21 protein-coding genes are annotated in these 20969 nt (G+C 62.8%); 20 read left to right on the top strand and 1 reads right to left on the bottom strand.

Translation table 11 applies throughout. The features are described from left to right. The first annotated feature begins 21 nt into the window (after positions 1-21). Positions 22-1224, top strand: coding sequence for a Hint domain-containing protein (locus tag GL300_RS00335; protein ID WP_155037600.1), 1203 nt, complete (start codon positions 22-24; stop codon positions 1222-1224). A 49-nt stretch (positions 1225-1273) separates the two neighbouring features. On the opposite strand, the gene GL300_RS00330 is transcribed toward GL300_RS00335, so the two are convergent. Next, positions 1274-1765 carry a YciE/YciF ferroxidase family protein gene (locus tag GL300_RS00330; protein ID WP_155037599.1) on the bottom strand — a complete coding sequence of 164 codons (492 nt, stop codon included), beginning with the start codon at positions 1763-1765 and terminating at the stop codon, positions 1274-1276. Between the two features lie 364 nt (positions 1766-2129). Between GL300_RS00330 and GL300_RS00325 the strand changes: the two genes are divergently transcribed. The 19 genes from GL300_RS00325 (at position 2130) to GL300_RS00235 (ending at position 20945) form a co-directional block, all read left to right on the top strand. Continuing rightward, positions 2130-2843, top strand: coding sequence for a hypothetical protein (locus GL300_RS00325; RefSeq protein ID WP_170297582.1), 714 nt, complete (start codon positions 2130-2132; stop codon positions 2841-2843). A 151-nt stretch (positions 2844-2994) separates the two neighbouring features. After that, entirely contained in the window at positions 2995-3657 is a 663-nt protein-coding gene (locus GL300_RS00320; RefSeq protein WP_343042867.1) for a DUF1441 family protein, read from the top strand. Then, positions 3657-5813 carry a terminase gpA endonuclease subunit gene (locus GL300_RS00315; protein WP_155037597.1) on the top strand — a complete coding sequence of 719 codons (2157 nt, stop codon included), beginning with the start codon at positions 3657-3659 and terminating at the stop codon, positions 5811-5813. The genes GL300_RS00320 and GL300_RS00315 overlap by 1 nt, the downstream gene beginning before the upstream one ends. A gap of 9 nt (positions 5814-5822) precedes the next feature. Continuing rightward, entirely contained in the window at positions 5823-6047 is a 225-nt protein-coding gene (locus tag GL300_RS00310; RefSeq protein WP_155037596.1) for a phage head-tail joining protein, read from the top strand. 53 nt (positions 6048-6100) lie between these two features. Continuing rightward, positions 6101-7531: a phage portal protein gene (locus GL300_RS00305; protein ID WP_170297581.1), complete on the top strand. Its 1431-nt coding sequence runs from the start codon at positions 6101-6103 to the stop codon at positions 7529-7531. After that, on the top strand, positions 7528-9609 hold the full coding sequence (locus GL300_RS00300; RefSeq protein ID WP_155037594.1) for a Clp protease ClpP: 2082 nt from the start codon (positions 7528-7530) through the stop codon (positions 9607-9609). The genes GL300_RS00305 and GL300_RS00300 overlap by 4 nt, the downstream gene beginning before the upstream one ends. An 81-nt stretch (positions 9610-9690) precedes the next feature. After that, positions 9691-10026: a DUF2190 family protein gene (locus GL300_RS00295; RefSeq protein WP_155037593.1), complete on the top strand. Its 336-nt coding sequence runs from the start codon at positions 9691-9693 to the stop codon at positions 10024-10026. Continuing rightward, positions 10023-10349, top strand: coding sequence for a head-tail joining protein (locus tag GL300_RS00290; protein WP_343042866.1), 327 nt, complete (start codon positions 10023-10025; stop codon positions 10347-10349). Before GL300_RS00295 ends, GL300_RS00290 begins: the two co-directional genes overlap by 4 nt. A 9-nt stretch (positions 10350-10358) precedes the next feature. After that, on the top strand, positions 10359-10793 hold the full coding sequence (locus tag GL300_RS00285; protein ID WP_155037592.1) for a hypothetical protein: 435 nt from the start codon (positions 10359-10361) through the stop codon (positions 10791-10793). 51 nt (positions 10794-10844) lie between these two features. After that, positions 10845-11270, top strand: a complete 426-nt coding sequence (locus tag GL300_RS00280) for a phage tail tube protein (RefSeq protein WP_155037591.1) — start codon at positions 10845-10847, stop codon at positions 11268-11270. Further along, positions 11270-11614: a hypothetical protein gene (locus GL300_RS00275; protein WP_155037590.1), complete on the top strand. Its 345-nt coding sequence runs from the start codon at positions 11270-11272 to the stop codon at positions 11612-11614. Before GL300_RS00280 ends, GL300_RS00275 begins: the two co-directional genes overlap by 1 nt. An 11-nt stretch (positions 11615-11625) precedes the next feature. After that, positions 11626-11928, top strand: coding sequence for a hypothetical protein (locus GL300_RS00270; protein WP_155037589.1), 303 nt, complete (start codon positions 11626-11628; stop codon positions 11926-11928). Between the two features lie 3 nt (positions 11929-11931). Further along, complete coding sequence (locus GL300_RS00265) at positions 11932-14337, top strand: phage tail tape measure protein (protein ID WP_155037588.1); 2406 nt, start codon at positions 11932-11934, stop codon at positions 14335-14337. Positions 14338-14339: 2 nt separating this feature from the next. Further along, positions 14340-15029 (top strand): hypothetical protein, encoded by a 690-nt coding sequence (locus GL300_RS00260; protein WP_155037587.1) that lies wholly within the window; start codon positions 14340-14342, stop codon positions 15027-15029. Beyond that, complete coding sequence (locus tag GL300_RS00255) at positions 15026-15598, top strand: hypothetical protein (protein ID WP_155037586.1); 573 nt, start codon at positions 15026-15028, stop codon at positions 15596-15598. Before GL300_RS00260 ends, GL300_RS00255 begins: the two co-directional genes overlap by 4 nt. Then, entirely contained in the window at positions 15598-15966 is a 369-nt protein-coding gene (locus tag GL300_RS00250) for a DUF6950 family protein (protein ID WP_246195050.1), read from the top strand. The genes GL300_RS00255 and GL300_RS00250 overlap by 1 nt, the downstream gene beginning before the upstream one ends. Further along, on the top strand, positions 15967-18012 hold the full coding sequence (locus tag GL300_RS00245) for a phage tail protein (RefSeq protein WP_155037584.1): 2046 nt from the start codon (positions 15967-15969) through the stop codon (positions 18010-18012). A 41-nt stretch (positions 18013-18053) separates the two neighbouring features. Continuing rightward, a complete protein-coding gene (locus GL300_RS00240) occupies positions 18054-20240 on the top strand; it encodes a hypothetical protein (RefSeq protein WP_155037583.1) in 2187 nt (728 codons plus the stop codon). Positions 20241-20252: 12 nt separating this feature from the next. After that, positions 20253-20945: a LamG-like jellyroll fold domain-containing protein gene (locus GL300_RS00235; protein WP_155037582.1), complete on the top strand. Its 693-nt coding sequence runs from the start codon at positions 20253-20255 to the stop codon at positions 20943-20945. Positions 20946-20969: the final 24 nt, after the last annotated feature.

Here is a 20969-nt window from a genome sequence, read left to right as displayed (position 1 = left end):
CTTTCTGAAAGGATTCACTCTATGCCAAGCGTTACCCAACTACCGGATTCAACTATCGATCTTGAGGTCGAGACGCCCATTCTTTCGTTGGGCGAGAACTTTGTGCTCAATGATCTGAATACGTCGCAATCCTTCGACCTTTATGATGTCGAAGGCGGTGGCGGATCGGATGTCACCATCCAACCTGGCGATGAATTTTCTACGGTGACCGCAGAGGGCACTCCTGTCGTGACAGGAACCTATGCCGGCGAGGTCACCATTTCGACGGCTGCTGTCGACGTGGGTACACCGTTCCTTCTCGGCGCGACCATCCAGCTCAACGATATCACCGGGAGCCTGCTCGCCGACGAAAGCGGAAACGCGTATATCGTGACGGATGATCCGCTTGATGAGGATCATCTAACGGCAACGGTGACCGTGACTATTGCGGGTATCCCGACGACAATCACCGCACCCATTTCTGAGCTTGCGGCCGAACTCAACCTCATTCCCGGGATCGGCACTCTGACCGATACCATTACCGATGCTGTACAGGGAGTTCTTGATACCGCCATCCTGACCATCGACCAGGATGAGACGGCGTCGACCACATTGGCGGCAAGTGAGATCTTCTGCTTTGTGGCGGGGACGTTAATCGAGACTGAAAACGGGCCGATTGCTATTGAGAATCTTGTCCCAGGGGACATGGTTCTGACCAAGGACAATGGCTTTCAGGCAATACGCTGGATCGGTAGGGTACGTGTTGCGGCAACATCCCTTGAGCGCAATCCCAAGCTGCGCCCGATCCGGATCAGCGCAGGTGCGCTGGGTGCAGGCACCCCGACTGTAGACTTGCTGGTTTCGCCGCAGCACCGAGTGCTGGTTCGCTCGAAGATCGCGATGAAGATGTTCGGTGCGCTTGAAGTGCTTGTGGCCGCCAAGCAGCTTATACGTCTGGATGGTGTGGATATTGCGACCGATTTGACTGAGGTTGACTATTTCCACATGCTGTTCGACCGACATGAGGTGGTGATTTCCAATGGCGCCGAGACGGAATCGCTTTACCCGGGTCCCCAGGCGTTGAAGTCGGTCGGTAAGGCCGCCGCAGACGAGATCTATGCACTCTTCCCGGAGTTGCGCGATCTGCACTGTGTTCCAGAACCTGCACGGCCGATTGCGTCCGGGCGTCAGGGTCGCCGTCTGGCTGATAGGCACGGGCAGAACGCACGCAGCCTGGTTGCGTGATAAAATTGCGCCCGCCGGGATCAACCCTAGCGGGCGCTCATCGCCTCGGTCACTTCTTGTCGGCTTTACCCGCCTCGTTGATCGACATCACAGCTAAGGCGGTCAGCTTGGCATTGGCGGCCTTCTCCTCGTCCAGGATTGACGACAGAAGCGTGTGGGCCTCCTCGTGACCGAGGACCTTGGCCCATTCGCGCAACGTGCCGTAGCGCGCGATCTCGTAGTGCTCGACCGCTTGGGCCGCGCCGATCAAACCAACATCAAGCGCGTGACCTGATGCTTCCTCGATCAGTCCGTCAGCCTCTTTGATGAGGCCTTCCATGGCATCGCACTTCTCGCCCTTTGCCTCTTGACCGAGGGATTGGAAAACGGCCTCGAGAGTCTTGATGTGGCCCTTGGTTTCTTTCAGGTGCCCATCAATCGCGAGCTTGAGCTCGGCGTTGTTAACGGCCTTGGAGACTTTGGGCAGGGCCTTTGTCAGGGCATTCTCCGCCCAATACATATCTTGAAGGGTATGTTCGAACGCGTCCTTCACGGTCTTCATCAGAAGCTCCTCCGCAAGTTACATTCCTCGTTCCCGCGCATAGTGAACGTCAGGTTGTTGGAGCAGTTCCAACTGATCCGGGAGCTAAGAGACGGTAGGCGGGATAGCGCCGCGATGGCGTTTAAACAGAAAACGCCCGCCGGAGCTTCGGGGCGGGCGCTTCAAGTCACGGGATTGTACTTGTTTGGAGATCAGAACGTACCGGTGACCAGCAGGATGATCGTTACAATTGGCACTCCAAAAAACCAGGCGACAATAGCTCTCATAGCTGCCTCCTTCGATCAATTGGCGAAAATGTAACGCTTGGCGCGCGTCTCGGTTTCCGAGCAGATCATCACAGATCGGCCAGCAGAGGAGTTTTTTGATGCTGATCCTCACGATCGATGACCGGGATCTGCAGGAGAATCTGCGGGCTTTGGCTGATCGCAAGATCAACATCGCGGCCAGCTGGGCGTTGAACGATACGGCCAAGGATGTGCTGACGCATGTTCAGGACCGGATGCAGGCGGTGTTCGACCGCCCGACACGGTACACGCTGAACGCGTTCACGATCCGGGGCGCGCGCCCGAACAGGCTCGAGGCTGAGGTCAAGGAACGGCCATCGGTCGGCAGGCGACATTATCTGAAGACCCAAGAATTCGGTGGGGCGCGCGGACGCACTGGGCTCGAAGGTCTGCTCGATGCACGCCTAGCCTATGACGGTATCATCACAGCGGCCACCCCGGCATCGGGTGCGAAGCTCGATGCCTATGGCAACTGGTCGTCCGGCCAGCGCAATCAGGCGCTTTCCGCGGTCCAGGCGCAGCGCGACAAGTCATCGAACACGACCGCGAAATCACACAGTCGCAAGCGCAAGCGGGCGGGTTTCTTCGTACCGCGGGCCAACAGCAAATTGTCGCCGGGCATCTGGAAGCGCGATCCGGATGGCTCGATCAACAAGGTGCTGCACTTCACCCGCGGTATGCCGGTCTATGATGAGCGGCTCGGCTTCTTCGATGGTGCAGCGGAGGTCTATCAGGCGCGGCTGCCTGAGCATCTGGCCCGCACCATCGCGAAGATGGCTGCACAGGGGGCGTAGCGGCGGGCGGCTCGGACCGTCCGGTCGGGCCCCGGGTCCTTCCCGGATATGTGGTGCACGGGGGTCATTCGCGCCCCGTGACATTTGGTACCGAATTTCTGCCGAGGGGTGCAGGTTCCGGTACTTGTTGTTGTTATTGAAAGGATCATCGGTGTCGCACCTCATCACTCTGGCGGATGGGGAGGTGCTGGACGTGTCGGCATGGCCTCTGCCCGATGGGGTTGAGGATTTCGTGCTGAACCGATCGCAGCTCGCCAAGGCCTTCACGGTCACAGAAAACACGATCACCAAATGGATGGGGCAGGGCATGCCAGCCCTGTCCGAAGGCCAGAACGGCGTCGCCTACGAATTCCAGCTGTCGCATTGCCACGCCTGGCGGCAGGCGCGCGACGACAAGGCGCGGGCCAGAAAGCAGCGCGGTGATCAGATTGCAGCTCAGGCGGCGCTGGCGTTCCGCAACCTCGATGCCGATCAGGAAGAGGCCGAGGCGGGACTGACCGCGGAGGAAGTTCGCAAGTGGTCGCAAGCCGAGTATGAGCGTAACCGTCTTGCCGAACAGCGCGGCGACCTGATCCGGGCCGATCGTACCCGGGCGGTCATGGAGGAGGTGCTGGTGATGACCGCGACCTCACTGGAGACGTTGCCCGACTATCTGGAAATGAAGTTCGGCCTGTCCACGGAACAGGTGGCCCAGGTGGTCGAGCGTACCGACCAGCTCCGCGACGAGATCAAGGCCAAGATCGACGATCTTCTGCGCCGCCCGGCTTCGGTGGTGGCGTTCGGGGGAGGTCGCCAGGGAGAAATGGATATCTGATGGTGGTCATGGCTGATCGCGGCCTCGGAGCGCTTGCACGCATCCCGCCCTTGCCGCCTTTCACGACGCCGGAAGAGCTGCTCGGTGATGCGCTGCCGCTTCTCGATCCGCCCAGCAGGATCTCGGTGACCGATGCGGCGGAACGCTTTCTGCGCGTTCCGGTCCAGGGCAACTGGGTCGATTATGACCGCACGGTCGCACCCTATACCGTCGAGCCTCAGGACATGAGCCAGTCCCGACTGTTCAAAACGGTGTGCTTCGTCGGACCGTCGCAGTCGGGCAAGTCGCAGATGCTGCTCTCGGTCTCGGCGCATGCGATCATGTGCGCGCCCTCGCCGGTGCAGATCATCCACATGACCAAGACCGATGCGGATGCCTGGGTCGAGGAAAAGTTGGATCCGGCGATCACCAACAGCCCATTTCTGCGCGAAAGGCTGGGCAACGGTCGCGATGACAGCACTTTCAGCCGCAAGCGGTTCAAGGGGATGCGTGTGACCATCGGCTACCCGGTGGCCAACCAGCTGTCCTCTCGATCCCAGCGCATGGTGCTGGAAACCGATTACGACCATATGCCGCAGCGGCTGGGGCCGAAGGACAGTCCGGAGGGAACGCCGCACGGCATGGCGCTGCAGCGCATTCGGACCTTCATGTCGCGCGGCTGCGTCTTCGTCGAAAGCACTCCGGCTTTTCCGGTCGACCCGGAACAGGTCTGGGAATTCGATCCCACGGCCCCGCATCGCCTGCCGCCGGTGACCGGCGGTATCGTGAAGATCTACAATGAGGGCACGCGCGGGCGCTGGTATTGGGAATGTCCGAATTGTGCCGAGATGTTCGAACCGCGTTACGATCGTCTCACCTATGACAAGACACTTGAGCCGGGTGCTGCCGGGGCCGAGGCCCGGATGCAATGCCCCGATTGCGGCCACCTGATCAGCCATCGCGACAAGACTCGGCTGAATACCCTGGCGCTGACCGGACGGGGCGGATGGTTTCATGAATCACGCCTGCTCGATGCAACCGGCGCCCGGATCCTTTGTCGGATTGATGATCCCAACATCCGCCAAACGCCGATCGCGAGCTATGCGCTGAATGGTGCTGCTGCTGCCTTTTCGGCCTGGGACGAGTTGGTCGAACGTTATGAAACGGCACGCCGGGCTTTCGAGGCGTCGAAGGACGATATCGATTTCTCGCGCGTGCATTATACCGACATCGGTGTGCCCTATGCGCGGCCCTCTGACGATGACAGCGCCCTGTCGGCCGTGGCGCTGAAGGATGCGGCCTGCGACCTGGCACCGATGACCTGTCCGCATTGGACCCGGTTCATCACCGTTTCGGTCGACGTCAACGGCAGCTGGTTCGCGGTTCTGGTCACGGCTTGGGGATTGGATGGACGCCGGATGGCGTTGGATCGCTTCGACATCACGCAGCCGCCGGACAGCGCCCCCAAGGCGCGCGATGCAGAGGGGCGGTATCGCGCGCTTAATCCGGCCCGCTATGTCGAGGACGCGGCGGTGCTGCTCGATCTGCTCCAGCGCGAATATGCGGTTGCGGGCGAAGACTGGATGTTGACGCCCTGCGCGGTGGTGATCGACTTTAACGGCCCGGCGGGTTGGGCGGATAATGCCGAGAAGTTCTGGCGTCAGCGGCGTCGCGACGGCCAGGGTCATCGCTGGTTTCTGTCGATCGGCCGGGGAGGCTTCCGGCTGGAAACCCGGGTCTGGCTCTCCGCCCCCGAGCGGGGTTCGCAGAACAAGAAGGCGCGGTCAATCAAGCTGCTGAACATGGCGACGGACCGCCTGAAGGATACGGTTCTCGCCGGGGCGGCACGGATGGATCAGGGGCCGGGCGCCTATCTCCTCGCTCGGGCGATCGAACGCGAGCGGATCGAGGAGCTGCTCGCCGAGCGCCGCCACGAGGACGGCTATAGGAAGCGCCCCGGTGCCGGGCGGAACGAGACCCTCGACCTTTCGGTGCAGGCGCAGGCGGTGGCCGAACACAAGGGACTGTCCCGCATCAATCCTGACGCGCCGCCGGAATGGGCGACGCTCAGCGAAATGAACCCCTATGCGATCTGGACGGGGAGGGCCGCGCCGCCTCCGACCAGCAAAGATCACCCCGATGCCGATGACGGCGTCATCGAATGGCTTCGGCGTTGAGAGGATGACATGGCGATTGACCAGGCCGAACTGATCCAGCTGCGGGACGAGTTGGTGCGGAACCGGGCCAAAGGTCTGCGTTCCGTTCAGATCAACGGCGAGCGGGTCGAGTTTGTCGATGATGCCGCCTTCGCGCGCCGGATCACGGATCTGAATGCCCAGATCGCCGCGCTTCAGGGGCAGAGGGACGACCCGTTCGCGACTGTCTATCCTGTTCTTGGCCGGGGTCTCTGATCATGGGTTGGGTCGGGAAGACGCTCGACAGGTTCATCGGGGAAATCGCCCCGATGATCGGCAGCAAGCGGATGCTGGCGCGGCGCGCCATGGGTCTTGCCATGAACTATGACGCGGCCGCGCGCGGGCGTCGGACGGAAGGGTGGAAGGCACCCGCGACCGATGCCGACGCGGCTGCTTTCGGTTCGCGGGAAAGGCTGCGGCAACTCAGCCGCGACATGGTTCGAAACCGTCCTTACGCGGCGAGGGCACGAGAGGTCGTGGTTTCGAACGTCGTCGGCACGGGAATCGTCCCCTCGGTCGTGCATGGCGATGCGGCAAAGCAGGCGAAGATCTGGGCCGTGCTCAGGGAACACCTGTTGACGCCTGCGCTCGATGCCCGCGGAGAGCTTGATCTCTATGCGCAGCAGGAAGTCGTCATCGGAACCGTCTTCACCGACGGTGAGGTTCTGGCCCGGCGGCGGATACGGCGCGGCAAATATGCGCGCGATCTGCCGCTTGGCTTCCAGATCGAACTGCTCGAATGCGACTATCTCGACACCACGATCACCAGCTGGGGCGCGAATGAGGTCATTGAGGGCGTCGAATACAGCCCGATCGGTGACATCGAGGCCTATCACCTGTTCCGGGAGCATCCCGGCGCGGCGCGAATGCGCGGTGCGCCTCTTATTTCGGAGCGGGTGTCCTGGCGCGACATCCTGCATATCAGGCGGCTCGACCGACCGGGCCAATTGCGCGGCGTGCCGTGGCTCGCGCCGGTGATGCTGACCATGGGCGATCTCAGCGACTACCAGGAAGCCGAGATCCTGAAGCAGAAAATGGCGGCGCTGCTCGCCGGGGTGGTCACCTACGACAAGGACGATGCGGGGGCCGAGGATGTCAAAAAACTGCGGGGCCTGTCGAAGCTGGAGCCCGGGGCCGTGGTCGCGGCGCCGCAAGGGGCGCAGGTCTCCTGGACGACGCCGCCGCGGGTCGAGGGCTATCCGGAATTCGTCCGTGAAAATCTCGGGGCCGTATCGATGGGCATCGGCATCACCCGTGAATCGCTGACCGGGGATCTTTCCGGGGTGAACTTCTCCAGCGGACGGATGGGTCGGATGGAGATGGACCGCAATGTCGAACGCTGGCAGCGGCTGGTGATCGGCCAGTTCTGCGCTGGTGTCGAACGATGGGTGCGCGAGGCGTGGCGGCTGCAACAGGTGCTGCCGGCCGAGGAGTTCGCGCTTGCCCACACGGCCCCGCGTCGGCCTTTGATCGATCCCAACGACGAAATCGACGCGATGGTCAAGGCGGTCGAGGCTGGGGTGAATAGCCGCCAGAATGTGCAGCGCACGCTCGGTCTCGATCCCGAGCAGATCCGGCGTGAGCGCGCGGAAGACCAGAACAAGGATACAGAGGCCAATCTGGCGCCAGTCGCTGTGCAGGGCCTGCCCTCGGCACGCGAAGCCCGTGCCAAGGCGAACATACAGGAGAAACAGGCATGAAACGACGTGGGGCTGATCTGATCATCGGCGGCGATCTCGTCCTGTCGGGCTATGTCATGTCCGACGAGGCGGCAGGGTGGACCTGGGAGGAGGAAGTGTTCTTCTGCCCGTCCCTGGTCCGCGATGCGCTCCTCGCGATGGGTGAGGGGCAGGTGACGGTGCGGCTGAACTCGGCCGGCGGCGATCCGGTTGCAGGCGAGGCCATCCGCGCGACGCTTGCGGGTCATCCCGGCGGCTGCCGCATCATCGTCGAAGGTCAGGCCTCGTCGGCAGCTTCCCTGATCCTGATGGGCGGCGCGCAACGCGAGATGACGACCGGGTCGTTCATCATGCTGCACAACCCGAAGAGCTATGTTTATGACGGCGCGGAAGGGATGCGGGCGCAGGCCGATTTCCTCGACATGCTCGCCCGGGTCTATGCGCAGGTCTATGCCGAACGCTCAGGCCAGTTCGTCGAAGCCGTTCTCGCGATCATGGCGGCTGAAACCTTCTATACCGCCGAGGCCGCGATCGAGATCGGTTTTGTCGATGCGGTCGCGGAAGAGATCACGGCGCGGCCGGTCCCCGTCATCGACGACACGCTACGCACCCAGATGCGCCGCGACATTACCACCTATGCCGCGCTGATGCGCGACAAGGCCCCGGGCCGCACTTTCTTCGCGCCCCGCGATCCTGCCGCCCCGGGCGGTCTCACGGCCCCGGTGGCCGCAACCATGGAGCTTGTCATGACGACCCCGAACCCCGAGAACACGCCGACCCCGCCCACTGTCCAGACCCCGCCCACGCCCGATCCGCAAGCGGCGGTGATGCAGGAGCGCATGCGTATCCGCATGCTGCGCGACATGGCCGCGCCGTACATGGCTGCCGGTCGCCTGACCGAGGCCGACGTGACCGCCCTGGTCGACGACGGGACCGCTGCCGAAATGGCCGGGTCGCGCTTCATGGCGGTGATGGCGTCGCGTGAAACCAACCCCGCCGCGCCCCGCGTCATCGAGCGTGGCCGCGACGAGACCGAAACCCGCCGCCTGGCGATGGAAGGGGCGCTGACCGCGCGCCTGTCCGGGTCGCAGCCCGAGGATGTCGCCCGGCCCTACCTGGATTTTTCCATCGTCGACATGGCGGCCGAACGCGTGGGTCAGCGGCGTGTCCCCGGGAACTTCGCCGCGCGCGAGGACGTGCTGCGCATGGCCTTCCACTCGACCAGCGATTTCCCGGTCCTTCTGGAAAATGCCATGAACCGGTCGCTGGCCGCGCGCTACCGTCAGGCCCAGCCGACCTATCGTCGCCTTGCCCGGCAGCGGACCTTTCAGGATTTCCGGGATCACACGACGGTGCGGGTCGGCGATTTCCCCAACCTCCAGCCGGTGAATCCCGAAAGCGGCGAACTGAAGGCTGGGACCTTCAGCGAGTCGAAGGAAAAGACCTCGGTCAAGGCCTATGGCGTGCAGGTGCTGTTTTCGCGCGCCCTCCTGGTCAATGACAGCCTCGACGGCATCATGCAGATCCTCAACGATCGCGGTGCCGCGGTGGCGCGCTTCGAGGACCGGACTTTCTACGCGATGATGATCAGCGGCGCGAACGGGGACGGCCCGACCCTGAACGAGACCTCGCGCCAGGTCTTCAATACCACCGACAAGACCAAGGCGGCGACGGCGGCCGCAATCTCCGTCGCGTCGCTCAGCCTGGCACGTGCGGCGCTGCGCAAGCGCCAGAGCATCGACAAGACCGAGCTGGAAATCACCCCGGCGCTGTTGCTGGTCGGCCCCGACAAGGAAACCGAGGCACAGCAGCTGCTCTACAAGGGCATCCTGCCCGAACAGGCCGGCAACGTGAACGTCTTCAATGATGGCTCGCTGAGCCTGGGCGTCACTGCCAAGATCACCGACAACACCTGGTATGTCTTCGCTTCGCCTTCCGAGGCGCCATGCTTTGAATGGGGTCTGCTGGAGGGCTACACCGCGCCGCGTTTCCGCATGGAGGAACCGTTCGGCGTCCAGGGGACCAAGTTCTCACTGGAGCATGATTTTGGCTGCGGCGCGATCGATTTCCGCGGCGGTTACAAGAACGCGGGCGCCTGATCGGTGGCTTGACCGGTTTGGAAAAGGGGCGGCATGAGCCGCCCTTTTCCGTTTTGCGCGATCATCAGAAAGGATCGGATCATGAAGAACTTCATCCAACCGGGTCAACAGATCTCGGTCCCGGCGCCGGCCGCTGTCGTCTCGGGGCAGGGCGTACTTGTTGGCTCGCTGTTCGGTGTCGCCGTCCATGACGCGGCCTCGGTCGCGAGCGTGGAGATTTCGCTTCGCGGTGCCTACCGCATGACCAAGGCTGCCGGCTCGGCCTGGACCGTAGGCGCGCGGCTTTATTGGGACGATACCGCCAAGGCGGTCACGGCAACGGCCAGCACCAACAAGCTGATCGGCGTGGCCATCGAGGCGGCGGACAGCGCTGCCACCAGTGGGGCGGTGCTGCTGACGGCGACGTTCACGCTGTGACCCGCATCTTCGACGGGATGACCGGGATCCTGTCCAGTGTCCTTGGCGGAATGGTGACCTATCTTCCTGCCGGCGGCACCGGGCGCGATCTGCGGTCGATCTTCCGCGAGGCCCCGATCGAAGTCGAAGGTGCGGACGGCCAGATCGTCCGCATCGAGGCGCCGACCTGGCGGGTCGGCCGCGACCTGGCACCCGAGGTCCGACGCGGTGATCTAATCACGGTGCCGGACGGTCGCACCTTCACGGTCATGGTGGTGCATCCGACGGGGTCGCCCGCCTCGGATGCGTACCTGATCTGCGAATTACAGATCGTCGACAGCTGAGGCGGTAAAATGGCGCATTTCCGAACGGATTGCCGCAATGCGGTGCGCGAGGCATTGTCTGGCCATAACCACTTCGCGGGCTTCACCGTCTTGCGCGTCTGGTCGGGCGTGATCGATCACGACACCCTGCCGGTGCTGGGGGTGCTGACGCCGCAGGATCGCTGCGAGCAGGACAGTATGACCAGCACGGCGCGTCGGACCCTGCTGCAGGTTGCGCTGCGCCGCACCGGTCTTGACGAGGTCGAAGACGTGCTCGATCGGGACAGCGCGGTGATCGAGGCGTTGGTGATCGCGGCGTTGCGGCGTCCGGATCGCGCCTGCGTCCTCGAGGAGACCTCGGTCGTTACCAATACCGATGGCCAGCGCAATGTCGGTACTTTGGTCATGAGTTTCCGCCTTACCCATTGGCTGCCGACCGCAACACTACCGCCTGCTGTGCCCTGATCGGCGCATCAGACTTCCCTGAAATCATGGTCAATTTGAAAGGTATTCGTCATGGCTGACGGTATGCTTGGCTACGGCACCACGGTCCGCATCGGGCGTGGCGCCACCCCCACCTGGACGCCCCTGGCCCTTCTCGGGGACATCGAGATGCCGGACGAACAGGCAGATGAGGTCGATGTCACCCATATGCAATCGCCCGGACGGCGCAAGCAGTTCATCGCCGGGCTGCTGGACAGCGGTGAATTATCGATCCCGATGAATTACATCCCCGGATCGGCCAGCGATACGCTGTGCAAGGCGATCAAGACTTCGGGTGAGCAGGTGCTTGTAGAGATCACTCTGCCGGTGCCGTCGGGCGAGACCGCCGTGCCGGAGGTCTTCTCGGGGTTTCTGAAGGGCTACGCCCGCACCGCCCCGATCAATGACAAGATGGCGGCGACGGCAACCTTCCGCCTGTCGGAGGCGGTGGAACCCTGATGGCAAACCGGTTTCTGGGAGAAGTTTCGGCCTCGGCCGAAGGTCAATCCTTTACCTTGCGCATGGATTTCAACGCCATGATCGAGTTCGAGGACGCGACGGGCAAGCCCGCGATCGATGCCTTTCAGGAAGCGGAGCAAGCCGCTTCCGAAGGACGGGTCGATTTCAAGCTGCTTCGCAACATCGTCTTCGCGGCGCTGAAACGCCACCATCCGGAGGCAACGATCGAGACTGCGGGCACCATCCTCTCGGAGGATACCCAAATTGTGCAATCCCTGCTGGCGGCAGTGGCCCCGGAGGTGAAACCGGGAAAGGCCCGGGCCGGAGCGAAGAGACCGGCCTGAACTACCTGCTCATGCTGGAGCGGTACATCGAGGCTGGCCACCAGGCTGAGGCTTTCTGGGGCCTGACGCTCCGGCTCTACCAGATCCACATGCAGGGTGCGGCGGCGCGCATCCAACGCGACCATGATCACGCCAAGGCCATGGCCTGGCTGACCGCGGGTTTGAGCCGCGCCGCGAAAATGCCAAAGCTGGACAGACTACTCCAGCGTGACGGCGAAATTATCGACACAGGTTTCCGGCTCAGCACCATCAAGGCGCAACTCCCGGTGATCACGATGGCGGAATGGGCGGCGCGACAGGGCGCCATGGGGTAAGCAATGGCAACATCTGTCGTCGGCAAACTACGCGTCATCATGGATCTGGATGCGGCGTCGCTGCGCTCGGGCATGAAGCAGGCCAGCGCCAGCCTCGCCCGGATGGGCGATACGATGAAGTCCATGGGCCAATCCATGTCGCTTGCGCTCACCGCCCCGCTCACCGGCTTCGCGGCCTTGTCCCTACGTGCCGCCGGCAACTTCGAGGCATCGATGAACCGGGTGCAGGCGGCGACCGGCGCGAGCCAGACGGAGTTTGCTGCGCTGCGCAAGGCCGCGCTGGATATGGGCAAGACCACCCAGTTCAGCGCCAGCGAATCCGCCGATGCGATCGAGGTCCTCGCCAAGAACGGTGTCAGCGCCGCGGACATCCTCGGCGGTGCTCTCCAGGCGTCCATGTTGCTTGCTGCTTCTGCGGGCACCGATCTTGCCAGTGCCGGCGATGTCGCCACCGACGTCATGCTGCAATTCGGCAAGCACGCTAGCAACCTCACCTCGCTGGTTGATGGCGTGAACGGCGTCATGCTGGCGTCGAAATTCGGCTTTGATGATTACCGGCTGGCTTTGGCACAGGCGGGCGGGGTTGCCGGCGGTCTCGGTGTTTCGTTCGAAGATTTCAACGCCAGTATTGCGGCGACCTCGTCGCTGTTTGCCAGCGGCTCTGATGCAGGGACCTCGTTCAAGACGTTTCTGACGCGGCTGGTCCCGGCGTCTGCTCCGGCTGCCGCAGCGATCAAGGAGCTTGGCCTGGAGTTCTTCGACGCCAACGGCAAGATGAAGTCGATGGCCGAAATCTCGCAGGAGCTTCAGGACGGCTTGAAGGGTTTGTCCGACGAGGCCCGCAACGACGCCCTGTCCACGATTTTCGGCAATGATGCCCTGCGCACCGCCATTGGTCTTGCCGAGCAAGGCGCCGAAGGTATCGACAAGCTCAAGGCGTCGATCGGCAAGACTTCGTCCGAGGAGCAGGCCGCTGCCCGGATGAAGGGGCTGAATGGCGCTCTTAAAGAGTTCTCCTCGGCGATAGAGGCATTGCAAATCGCCATCGCGGATTCCGGCTTGCTGAAATTCGCTGAGGATCTGGTGCGTGGGATGACGCAGCTTGTCGCCAAACTCTCGGAGGCAAACCCGGAGTTGCTGAAATGGGGCGTCATCGTCGGTGCCGCTGCGGCAGCCCTCGGCCCGCTGCTGCTTGGGTTTGGCGCGCTCGCAGCTGGTCTGCCCGTCGTGCTCGGTGGGCTGACAGCTGCCGTCGTGGCGATAGGGGCCATTGGGGCTCCGGTGGCGGCTGCGGTTGCCGCCATCGTTGCGGCCGCAGCGACGATCATCTTCCATTGGGAGACGGTCGGGCCGTGGTTCACGACCTTGTTCACCAGTATCGGTGACATGTTCATGGGGCTGGCAAAAACGCTGGCCGGGATCGTCACCGTGGATATGACGCTGGCTGTCGAAGGCCTGAAGCAGGCGTGGTCCGGCCTCGACACGTTTTTCCGGACGCTATGGGATGGCGTGGTCGCGGTGTTCAATGAAGCCTGGGCGAAGATTCAGCCGATCGTCGACAAGATCAAATCCGCTGCCGAGATCGCCCAAGACATCCACGATCGTGCCCTCGGCAGCCGCGACGGCCCGATCAGCAGCGGTGCTTATACGGGGGGCGCGACAGGGCCGGTACTGCCCGGCACGACCTCGACCGAGATGATCAACGGGGTTGCCGTGGGCACCGGAGCCGCCGGGGCGCAGGGTGCTTCGGATGCCGCCAGCTATGAGCAGGGCTGGCGTGATCAGATGCAAATCAAATCGCCGTCCAAGGTCATGATGGAGATCGGCCAATACCTGACCCAAGGCTTGGGCGCGGGGATTGCCAATGAACAGCCCTATCTGCAGCGCGTCACGGCAGATGCGGGCGAAACCTTCGAGCACACGATGATGCGGCACTTCAGCGGTGTCATCAAAGGCACGACCTCGGTTAAGGAGGCCTTCGCCAATATGATCCAGGACATGGCGGCTCAGGCAGCGTCCAGCGGCCTGAGCAACCTGTTCGGCGTTATCGGTAATGCGCTCTTCCCGGACCCGCTGACTTCGGCTCTGGCCGCTGCGGGCGCCCCGGTCATTCCCGGCTTCGCCTCCGGGGTGCGCAATTTCAAGGGCGGCTGGGCGCGGATCAATGAATTGGGGGGCGAAATCGTCAAGCTACCAAAGGGCTCGGATGTGATCCCACACGACATCAGCGCCCGCATGGCCGACAATGTGGCGAAAGGGCAATCGCTGCAAATGCAGGCGTCCGAACTGACGCTGACCGATGACGGCAAGATCATGGCGACTGTGCAGGCCCGCTTCACGCAATATGACCGCAACCTTCCGCAGCGCATGCGTCGGATCGATGCAGACAATCAGCAGAGGCATGGCTGATTATGGTCGAGCTTATCGAGTGGCCGACCGATTTCCTGCGCTGGACCTATGGGCGGCTCTTCATCAAAAACACCAGCCGTTCAGCTGGTGTCGCGATGAACGGGGTGCGGCAGATCATCGCGCCGAAAACGCAGGTGTGGAATCTGTCGATCACCATTCCTGTTGATGGCGATGAGACGAGGATCAAGCAATTCGAGGCTTTGGTCTCGGAAATGGATGGCCAATACAATGTCGCGAATGTTCCGATTGTTGATCGCTACCGCTACGGTGTTGACGTCGCGCCGTGGCAATATCCGTTCGATGACGGCCAGTGGTTCGATGATGGCACCGGGTACTCGGATGGAACCGGTGGGACTCAACCGCTTGTCACCTCTGCGCCAGCGTCTGCAGGCGACACATCTCTCTATGTCGATCTGACGAACCCGGTGCGCCCATCCATGCGCGTGGGCGACACGTTCAGCCGCAGCGGTTTCTTGTATCGTGTGGTCGCCAGAAACAATGCCGGCTGGATGAAACTCAAGCCGGCGCTTCGGGCCGACATTCCGGCGGGGGCCACGCTGATTACCAATCCACCGCGCTTCTATTGCCGTTTTGCATCTGATGAGGAAGGCGCGCGGGGGCGCGATGCGATATCTTTTGGGGAATCCATCACGCTCAATCTCGTCGAAGCCTTCGATCGGAGCTTCACATGACGCCTGCGCTTGCCGCCTTCCTCGACACCGACCCGGAAGTGGTGCCGCTGGTCCGGCTGTTCCATCTGAACTTCGGCTCGGTCCAGTATTACCTGAACGAGACGGAAGTGCCGCTGACCTTCGACGGTCAGCTCTGGCAGCCATCCTATGGCTGGATCGGGGCCGATCCGATCTCGATCGAGGCCAGCCCGTTTGATGCGAACCCGGCCTATTACACGGTCTGGAATGTCGGCAGCAAGCAAGGCGCGGACCTGGCCTATGAAGCCCTGAACAATCCGGCCAGCTGGTCAGGCAAGATGGTGCGCCAGCTGTGGGCGGTGCGCGGCTATCCGAATGACGCCATCGTCATGCATGTCGGCCGCATCGTCGATGTGACCCCGCGCGAGAATGTCGGGCTGGCCGAGATCCGCATTCGCGCCGAGACGCTGGCGGCCTCGCGCAATTACACGCCGCTGGGCGAGTACACGCCCCGCGACCAGGCGCGGCGCTATCCCGGCGTGGTCGATCGTGGCCTCGATTATGTCGCCACCATGCCCGGCAAGAAGATCAAGGGCTGGCTGCGCGGCTGATGCAGCAGCTTGATGATTACGTCCAGCGCACGGCCTTGCTGCCGTGGGAATGGGGCGTGCAGGACTGCACCATCTGGGTGGCGGACTGGTGCCTGCTGCGCTGGGGCTTTGATCCGGCGTGCCGGTTCCGGGGCCGTTACCGCAGTGCCGCCGGCGCCCATCACCTGACGGCTTGTGGGCTGGTGGTGCGGGTGGGGCCGGAGATCCCGCTGCCGCGCAAACCGGTCGCGGGTGACGGCGATCCGGGCGTCATCGACATCACCGGCCGCCAGGTTGCGGCCATCAGGTCGGGCAGCCACTGGCTGTTTCGGACCCCGCGCGGCGTCGGCATGGCGCGGCGCGACGCAATCGCAATATGGGGTGAATGAATGCCACAGGTAGGGGCATGGGTCGCGACGGCGCTGCTCGGGTCGGCGGCGGCAGCCGGTGCCGCCGGTGCCATGGTCGCCGGGCTGGTCAACCTGGCGGTCAGCGCCGTGATCAGCATGGCGGTGGCCAAGATCAACGCGCCGAAGGGGCCTCGCCCTTCGGAGCTCACCACGGAGCTGAAGTCCAGCAACGCCAAGCGGATTCGGCATCTGGGCCGGGTCCGGGCCAGCGGCACGGTGGTTTTCTACGAATGGGCGGATGTCGGCTTCACCCGGCGGCTGTTCAAGCTGATCGCGGTGGCGGATGGCGGCATGAGCAATGTCGTGCGCTGGTATCTGGATGGCCAGCCGGTCAATGTCGATGCCGATGGCTATGTGACCACGGCGCCGTGGAACAAGGGCAATATCCGCCTGCGTTACCGCAAGGGCTTGGTGAGCGATGAGTGGGATGGCGGGAACTGGGCGGAGATGCGCAGCGCCTTCCCGGGCTACTGGACCACCGATCACCGGCTGCGCGGCATCGGCACCCTTCTCGCCACCTTCGATGATGTGGACGGCGAGGACATTGGCGAGGTCTATTCCGGCGGCGAACCAGAGGTCTCGGCGCTGATCGACGGTGCCCCCTGCTACTGGATCCCGTCCGACGATTTTGCCCATAGCCGCAACCCGGCGCGCCAGCTCTGCGACGTGTTGGTCAATCCGACCTTCGGCCCGCTGGCGGCTGCCGATATCAATACTGGCTCTTTGGCCAGCGCGCGGGCGGTCGCGGCCGAAGAGATTGCCACGGCTGGCGGGACCCGCGAACGCTACCAGTCCGGCATCAGCTTCGCGATGTCAGACCCGTTCAAGGATGTCGCCCAGAAACTGCTCGATGCCATGGGCGGTCGCGCCTGGATCGATACCGATGGCCGGCTGAAGGTCGAGGCGGGTGCATGGACCCCGCCGACGGTCACCATCCTTGAGCGCCACATTGTCGAGATGGAATACGGGGCAGGGACCGAACGCATCAAGCGGGTCACCAGCCTGCAGCCGACCTATGTCGCGCCCGAGGTGCGCTGGCAGGAAACCGTCGCCGATATCTGGGAGGACACCGACGCCATCGCCAAATGGGGCGAGGGCGAGCCCAAGGGCGTTGATCTGCTGGCGGTGCAGCATCACGGCCAGGCGCGGCATCTGTGCAAGCAGATGCTGGCCCGGATGAATCCGGCTCGGCGCATGACCCTGACCCTGCGCGCCTTTGGCTTGCGGCTTCTCGGGGAGCCGCGGGTGGCGGTGCATATCCCCCGCCTCGGGCTGAGCAATACCCCGTTCTGGGTCGACAGCTGGGGCTTTGACGGCACCAATGTCACGGTGGAGCTGATCGAGGCGGATCCGGCGTCGTTCAGCTGGAGCGCGGCGCAGGATGGCGAGCCTCCGACCGAGGCCGAGGAATTCGACCGCGCCACCCTGACCTTCAGCACGACGGTCGACAGCCTGACCGTCGTCACCGACGATGGCGCGCCCTATCTCCGGGTGTCCGGGACCTATGCCGCCTCCTGGGGCTATATCGGCATGATCCAGTTCCGCCGCACCGGGTCGAGCGAATGGACCGATGGCATCCGCGAGACCGCAGCCAGCGGACAATATCGCTACCGCACCCCGCCACTGGCCGATGGCGGCACCTATCAGCTCCGCAGCTATGTCGCGCCCGGCGGGCAGACCTGGAAGCAGAAATCCACCCTGGTCGTCGTTTCGGATATCGACATCGTCGCCAATGCGACCGCCCCCGATGCGCCGGTGGTGATCTCGGAGAGCGGCGCGTCCGGCGGCACGCTGTCGGTCAGCTTCGGCCCCGATCTCGGCGCCAACTACCGCCGCACTGGGCTGTATCGCGGCCCGGTCGGCACCGCCTTTGGTTCGGCGTCTTTCATCAAGTGGACCTACGCCACCTCATCTGAGGTGACGATGACCGATGCCATTCCCGGGGCAGGGGCGCGCTACTGGCTGCAGTCCGAGAACCAATCTGGCGTCCCCTCGGCTGCGGCCTTGGTCGGCAATTATCCCTAACGGCCTGAACGGCCCATCCCTTAGACAATCTGTGAGGCAACATGTCGTTCAGTTCGGACGGTAATTCCGCATATCAAAACGGCCAGCCTGTTCCGAAAGGATTGGTGCGCGCACTTTGGGCGGCTGTCGACGGGGTGGTGGCCAACGGGGGCAAGGTCTTCGCCAGCCGTGATGAAGCAGTTGCCTTCACCCAAGCTAATCTGCCTTCCGCGCTAAGCAGAATTCTGGTGTATAACAGCGGGTACCTGGAACTTCGGGGTGTCGGGTCTACCACGGACCAGCTGTTCACAACCTTCCCGAACTGGGGTGTGCTCCAAAGATTCCCCAACGAGGTGGTTATTGAGTCCATCCGCTCCAACCTCGCGGCTGGGCTCTTGGACGTTGCGTCTCAAAAGACCATCAACGTGGCCGGAACCGGCGATGAAATTACTGCAGAATGGGAGCCGGGAGAGGGCGCACCTACCGGATTCGGTCCAGGTATCCTGTTCCGCATCTCGCCAGTCGCTACCAATACGGCCATAGATCCGACCATCACCATTGCCGGCGTCTCTCGCATTGTGCGCGGTGTCGAGGCTGCGCTGCGCGTCCCGGTTGGCTTCTTCAAACCCGGTCGTGTTTATCAATTTGTCACCTATGGCAGTCAGTTTGTTCAGCTCGTCAGCGAACCCCTCCTGGGGACCGAACTGATCGCCCCCGTCGAAGAACGTATCGACACACTGGTTGCTGGGGAGGTTCTGCTCGACGGCACCATGCGGATGATGGACCTGGAGAGTCATCTGGGGGTCAAGGTGGGGGACCTCATTCGAATTGGTCCGAATGGGTTGGTCGTCAAGCTGGCAGGGGGCTCCACCGGGTCGGACCTTCCCGGGTATGACGGGTGGGCGGTTTCCGAGGACCGCTACACTGCCCAGGCTGGGCAACACGGGGTCAATGCAGTTGACCGGTTCCATGACACTCCTCGGGGTCGAAAACCCATTCCGGTAATCGGTGGCGTTCAGCGAGAGGCCATCCCCTGTCTGGGGGTAGGCCAGTCGAACGAGAACCAGCAAACCACTCAGGACCCGTTAGTTTATAATAATCCCGCCATGCCGTTCCACGTCTTGATGCCGAACGATGTGAACAGCACCGGCAGCCGCGGCGGTATGAAAGGCTGGGGTGGGGTCGTCCCGACCATTATCCCGTCTGGACTCATTCCCGCCCGAGACGCGGCCAACGGCCTTAACAACTACATTGCTGCGGCGTGCGCGCTGCTTGGGTCTAAGGGAGAGCAGCCCCTCAAGGTGTTCCCCGTGCGGGTGTCATCAACGGTCGGAGCTCCCATCATCGGGTCGTCGGCCGGTCAAGGGTTGTGGAAGGACAGCGCCAACGCCACCACCCAGACTTGGGCGAATACGCTGGCCGACATTGGCTATCAGATCAACCTGGCCAGAGCCGAAGGGTATCGGGTCAGTCGCTTGTTCATGTTCTTCACTCATCAGGAAAGCCAGTGGAGCCTAGCCCGCGCCGCCTATGCCACCCAGTTCACCGATTACTCGGCGGTCATCGAAGCCTATGTTGCGGCCAACTTCCCCGGGGTCGCTGTTCATTGGTTCGTCAACCAAGCCAGCGGCTCAGGACTTGGAGGAATAGGCAGTGGCGGCGCTTGGCCCGCACGGCTGGGCATCGTGGACGCTGTGGCTGCCAAGGCTAATGCGACTATGGTCATGCCTCGTTACCACATGCCTTTCGCCGTGTGGAACAATGGGGCCAACGTCGAAGATATCCACCACTCGAACTTTGCAAGGGTGGTTATCCAGGGGGAGACAACTGGCTATGCGATGCAGGCCGTTCTGAGGGGGCAACCATGGCACCCCCCGAAAGCAACCGGGATCGCCGTCTCGGGAAATGACGTGGTGTGGAACTTCGACTCGTTGTCCCCCCTTAAGCTGGATCCCTGCTTCTGCAAAGTTCGCCTGGATATGGGATTCGAGATCTGGAACGGCACGTCGACCGTCGGCGCCATCAACGTGAGGTTGACGGGTCAGCGACAGGTTACGGCCACTTTCCCCAGCGCACCCGCGACGGGGAGTTTCGCTCGATACGCTTACCACCAGCAGAACTCGGGTGATGTCTCCGACGAATGGCCGCTTTCCACCGGAGCCCTGAGGGACTCGTGGGAATGCGCTTCTCTGATTGAGCCTGGATACAAGCTCGTTCGACCGGCCCTTGGGGATGAGTTCGCAATTTAAGGAGACTCTGGAATGACCTATACTGTCGTGTCCCCTAACGCTGCGGATTTCGCCGGGGCCGTCCTTCCCCCAGTGGGCTCTATCGCTGACCTCGCGGATATTGAGGGTTTCTGCGCGGCGCTGATGGCCCCCGCTGGGTCTGGGCTCGTTACTTCCTGGGCTCCGCTGGTTGGCACATTCTCACTTACGAAGGCCTCGGGGGCTGAGAATCCTGAATACGCTGAAGTGGATGGGTTTCGGGTCATTCGGTATGCCGGGCAGGACGACATGAGCTTTTCCCCAACGGGATTGCTCTATCCATCCACCGAAATGACCTTCGGAATTCGCGCCAAGTTCCATCCCGGCCCCAGCCGGGGCATCATCTTCGGTGACGGGTCGAACAACCTCTATATCGACATATCCAGCAACAACACGCTGCGGTTCGTCACTGGCGGCGGAGCCAATGCTTTCATCTCAGCCCCCATCACCACCAACGATGTCTGGCATACCGTCATCTGTACGCATTCGGACGGGCAAAGCCGCATCGATATTGATGGGGTGCAGGTTACCGGGGCGGGCGCTTCCATGACTCCCGGTGCAACCTTCTTCCTTGGCGCCTGGGCGGCAGGAACGGCCATGGTGGCCGATGTGCGAAAGCTGCTGATCGCCAAATCCAACACCTTCGGCTCGGCGGACTACGAGATGGTCAAGACCTTCTTGGGGTGAATTCTCTTCCTGCAATCTTCGGAG

The sequence above is a fragment of the Paracoccus litorisediminis genome (assembly GCF_009711205.1).
GTDB lineage: Bacteria > Pseudomonadota > Alphaproteobacteria > Rhodobacterales > Rhodobacteraceae > Paracoccus > Paracoccus litorisediminis.
The sequence above is the reverse complement of the archived record's forward strand: the minus strand, read 5'-3'. Positions and strand labels throughout refer to the sequence as shown.

Bases quoted from the DNA above. Each gene is read 5' to 3' on its own strand.
- GL300_RS00250 (WP_246195050.1), top strand. From the start codon at position 15,598: ATGCAGCAGCTTGATGATTACGTCCAGCGCACGGCCTTGCTGCCGTGG.
- GL300_RS00325 (WP_170297582.1), top strand. From the start codon at position 2,130: ATGCTGATCCTCACGATCGATGACCGGGATCTGCAGGAGAATCTGCGG.
- GL300_RS00330 (WP_155037599.1), bottom strand. From the start codon at position 1,765: ATGAAGACCGTGAAGGACGCGTTCGAACATACCCTTCAAGATATGTAT.
- GL300_RS00235 (WP_155037582.1), top strand. From the start codon at position 20,253: ATGACCTATACTGTCGTGTCCCCTAACGCTGCGGATTTCGCCGGGGCC.
- GL300_RS00240 (WP_155037583.1), top strand. From the start codon at position 18,054: ATGTCGTTCAGTTCGGACGGTAATTCCGCATATCAAAACGGCCAGCCT.
- GL300_RS00265 (WP_155037588.1), top strand. From the start codon at position 11,932: ATGGCAACATCTGTCGTCGGCAAACTACGCGTCATCATGGATCTGGAT.
- GL300_RS00275 (WP_155037590.1), top strand. From the start codon at position 11,270: ATGGCAAACCGGTTTCTGGGAGAAGTTTCGGCCTCGGCCGAAGGTCAA.
- GL300_RS00255 (WP_155037586.1), top strand. From the start codon at position 15,026: ATGACGCCTGCGCTTGCCGCCTTCCTCGACACCGACCCGGAAGTGGTG.
- GL300_RS00295 (WP_155037593.1), top strand. From the start codon at position 9,691: ATGAAGAACTTCATCCAACCGGGTCAACAGATCTCGGTCCCGGCGCCG.
- GL300_RS00270 (WP_155037589.1), top strand. From the start codon at position 11,626: ATGCTGGAGCGGTACATCGAGGCTGGCCACCAGGCTGAGGCTTTCTGG.
- GL300_RS00335 (WP_155037600.1), top strand. From the start codon at position 22: ATGCCAAGCGTTACCCAACTACCGGATTCAACTATCGATCTTGAGGTC.
- GL300_RS00305 (WP_170297581.1), top strand. From the start codon at position 6,101: ATGATCGGCAGCAAGCGGATGCTGGCGCGGCGCGCCATGGGTCTTGCC.
- GL300_RS00315 (WP_155037597.1), top strand. From the start codon at position 3,657: ATGGTGGTCATGGCTGATCGCGGCCTCGGAGCGCTTGCACGCATCCCG.
- GL300_RS00300 (WP_155037594.1), top strand. From the start codon at position 7,528: ATGAAACGACGTGGGGCTGATCTGATCATCGGCGGCGATCTCGTCCTG.
- GL300_RS00285 (WP_155037592.1), top strand. From the start codon at position 10,359: ATGGCGCATTTCCGAACGGATTGCCGCAATGCGGTGCGCGAGGCATTG.
- GL300_RS00310 (WP_155037596.1), top strand. From the start codon at position 5,823: ATGGCGATTGACCAGGCCGAACTGATCCAGCTGCGGGACGAGTTGGTG.
- GL300_RS00245 (WP_155037584.1), top strand. From the start codon at position 15,967: ATGCCACAGGTAGGGGCATGGGTCGCGACGGCGCTGCTCGGGTCGGCG.
- GL300_RS00260 (WP_155037587.1), top strand. From the start codon at position 14,340: ATGGTCGAGCTTATCGAGTGGCCGACCGATTTCCTGCGCTGGACCTAT.
- GL300_RS00280 (WP_155037591.1), top strand. From the start codon at position 10,845: ATGGCTGACGGTATGCTTGGCTACGGCACCACGGTCCGCATCGGGCGT.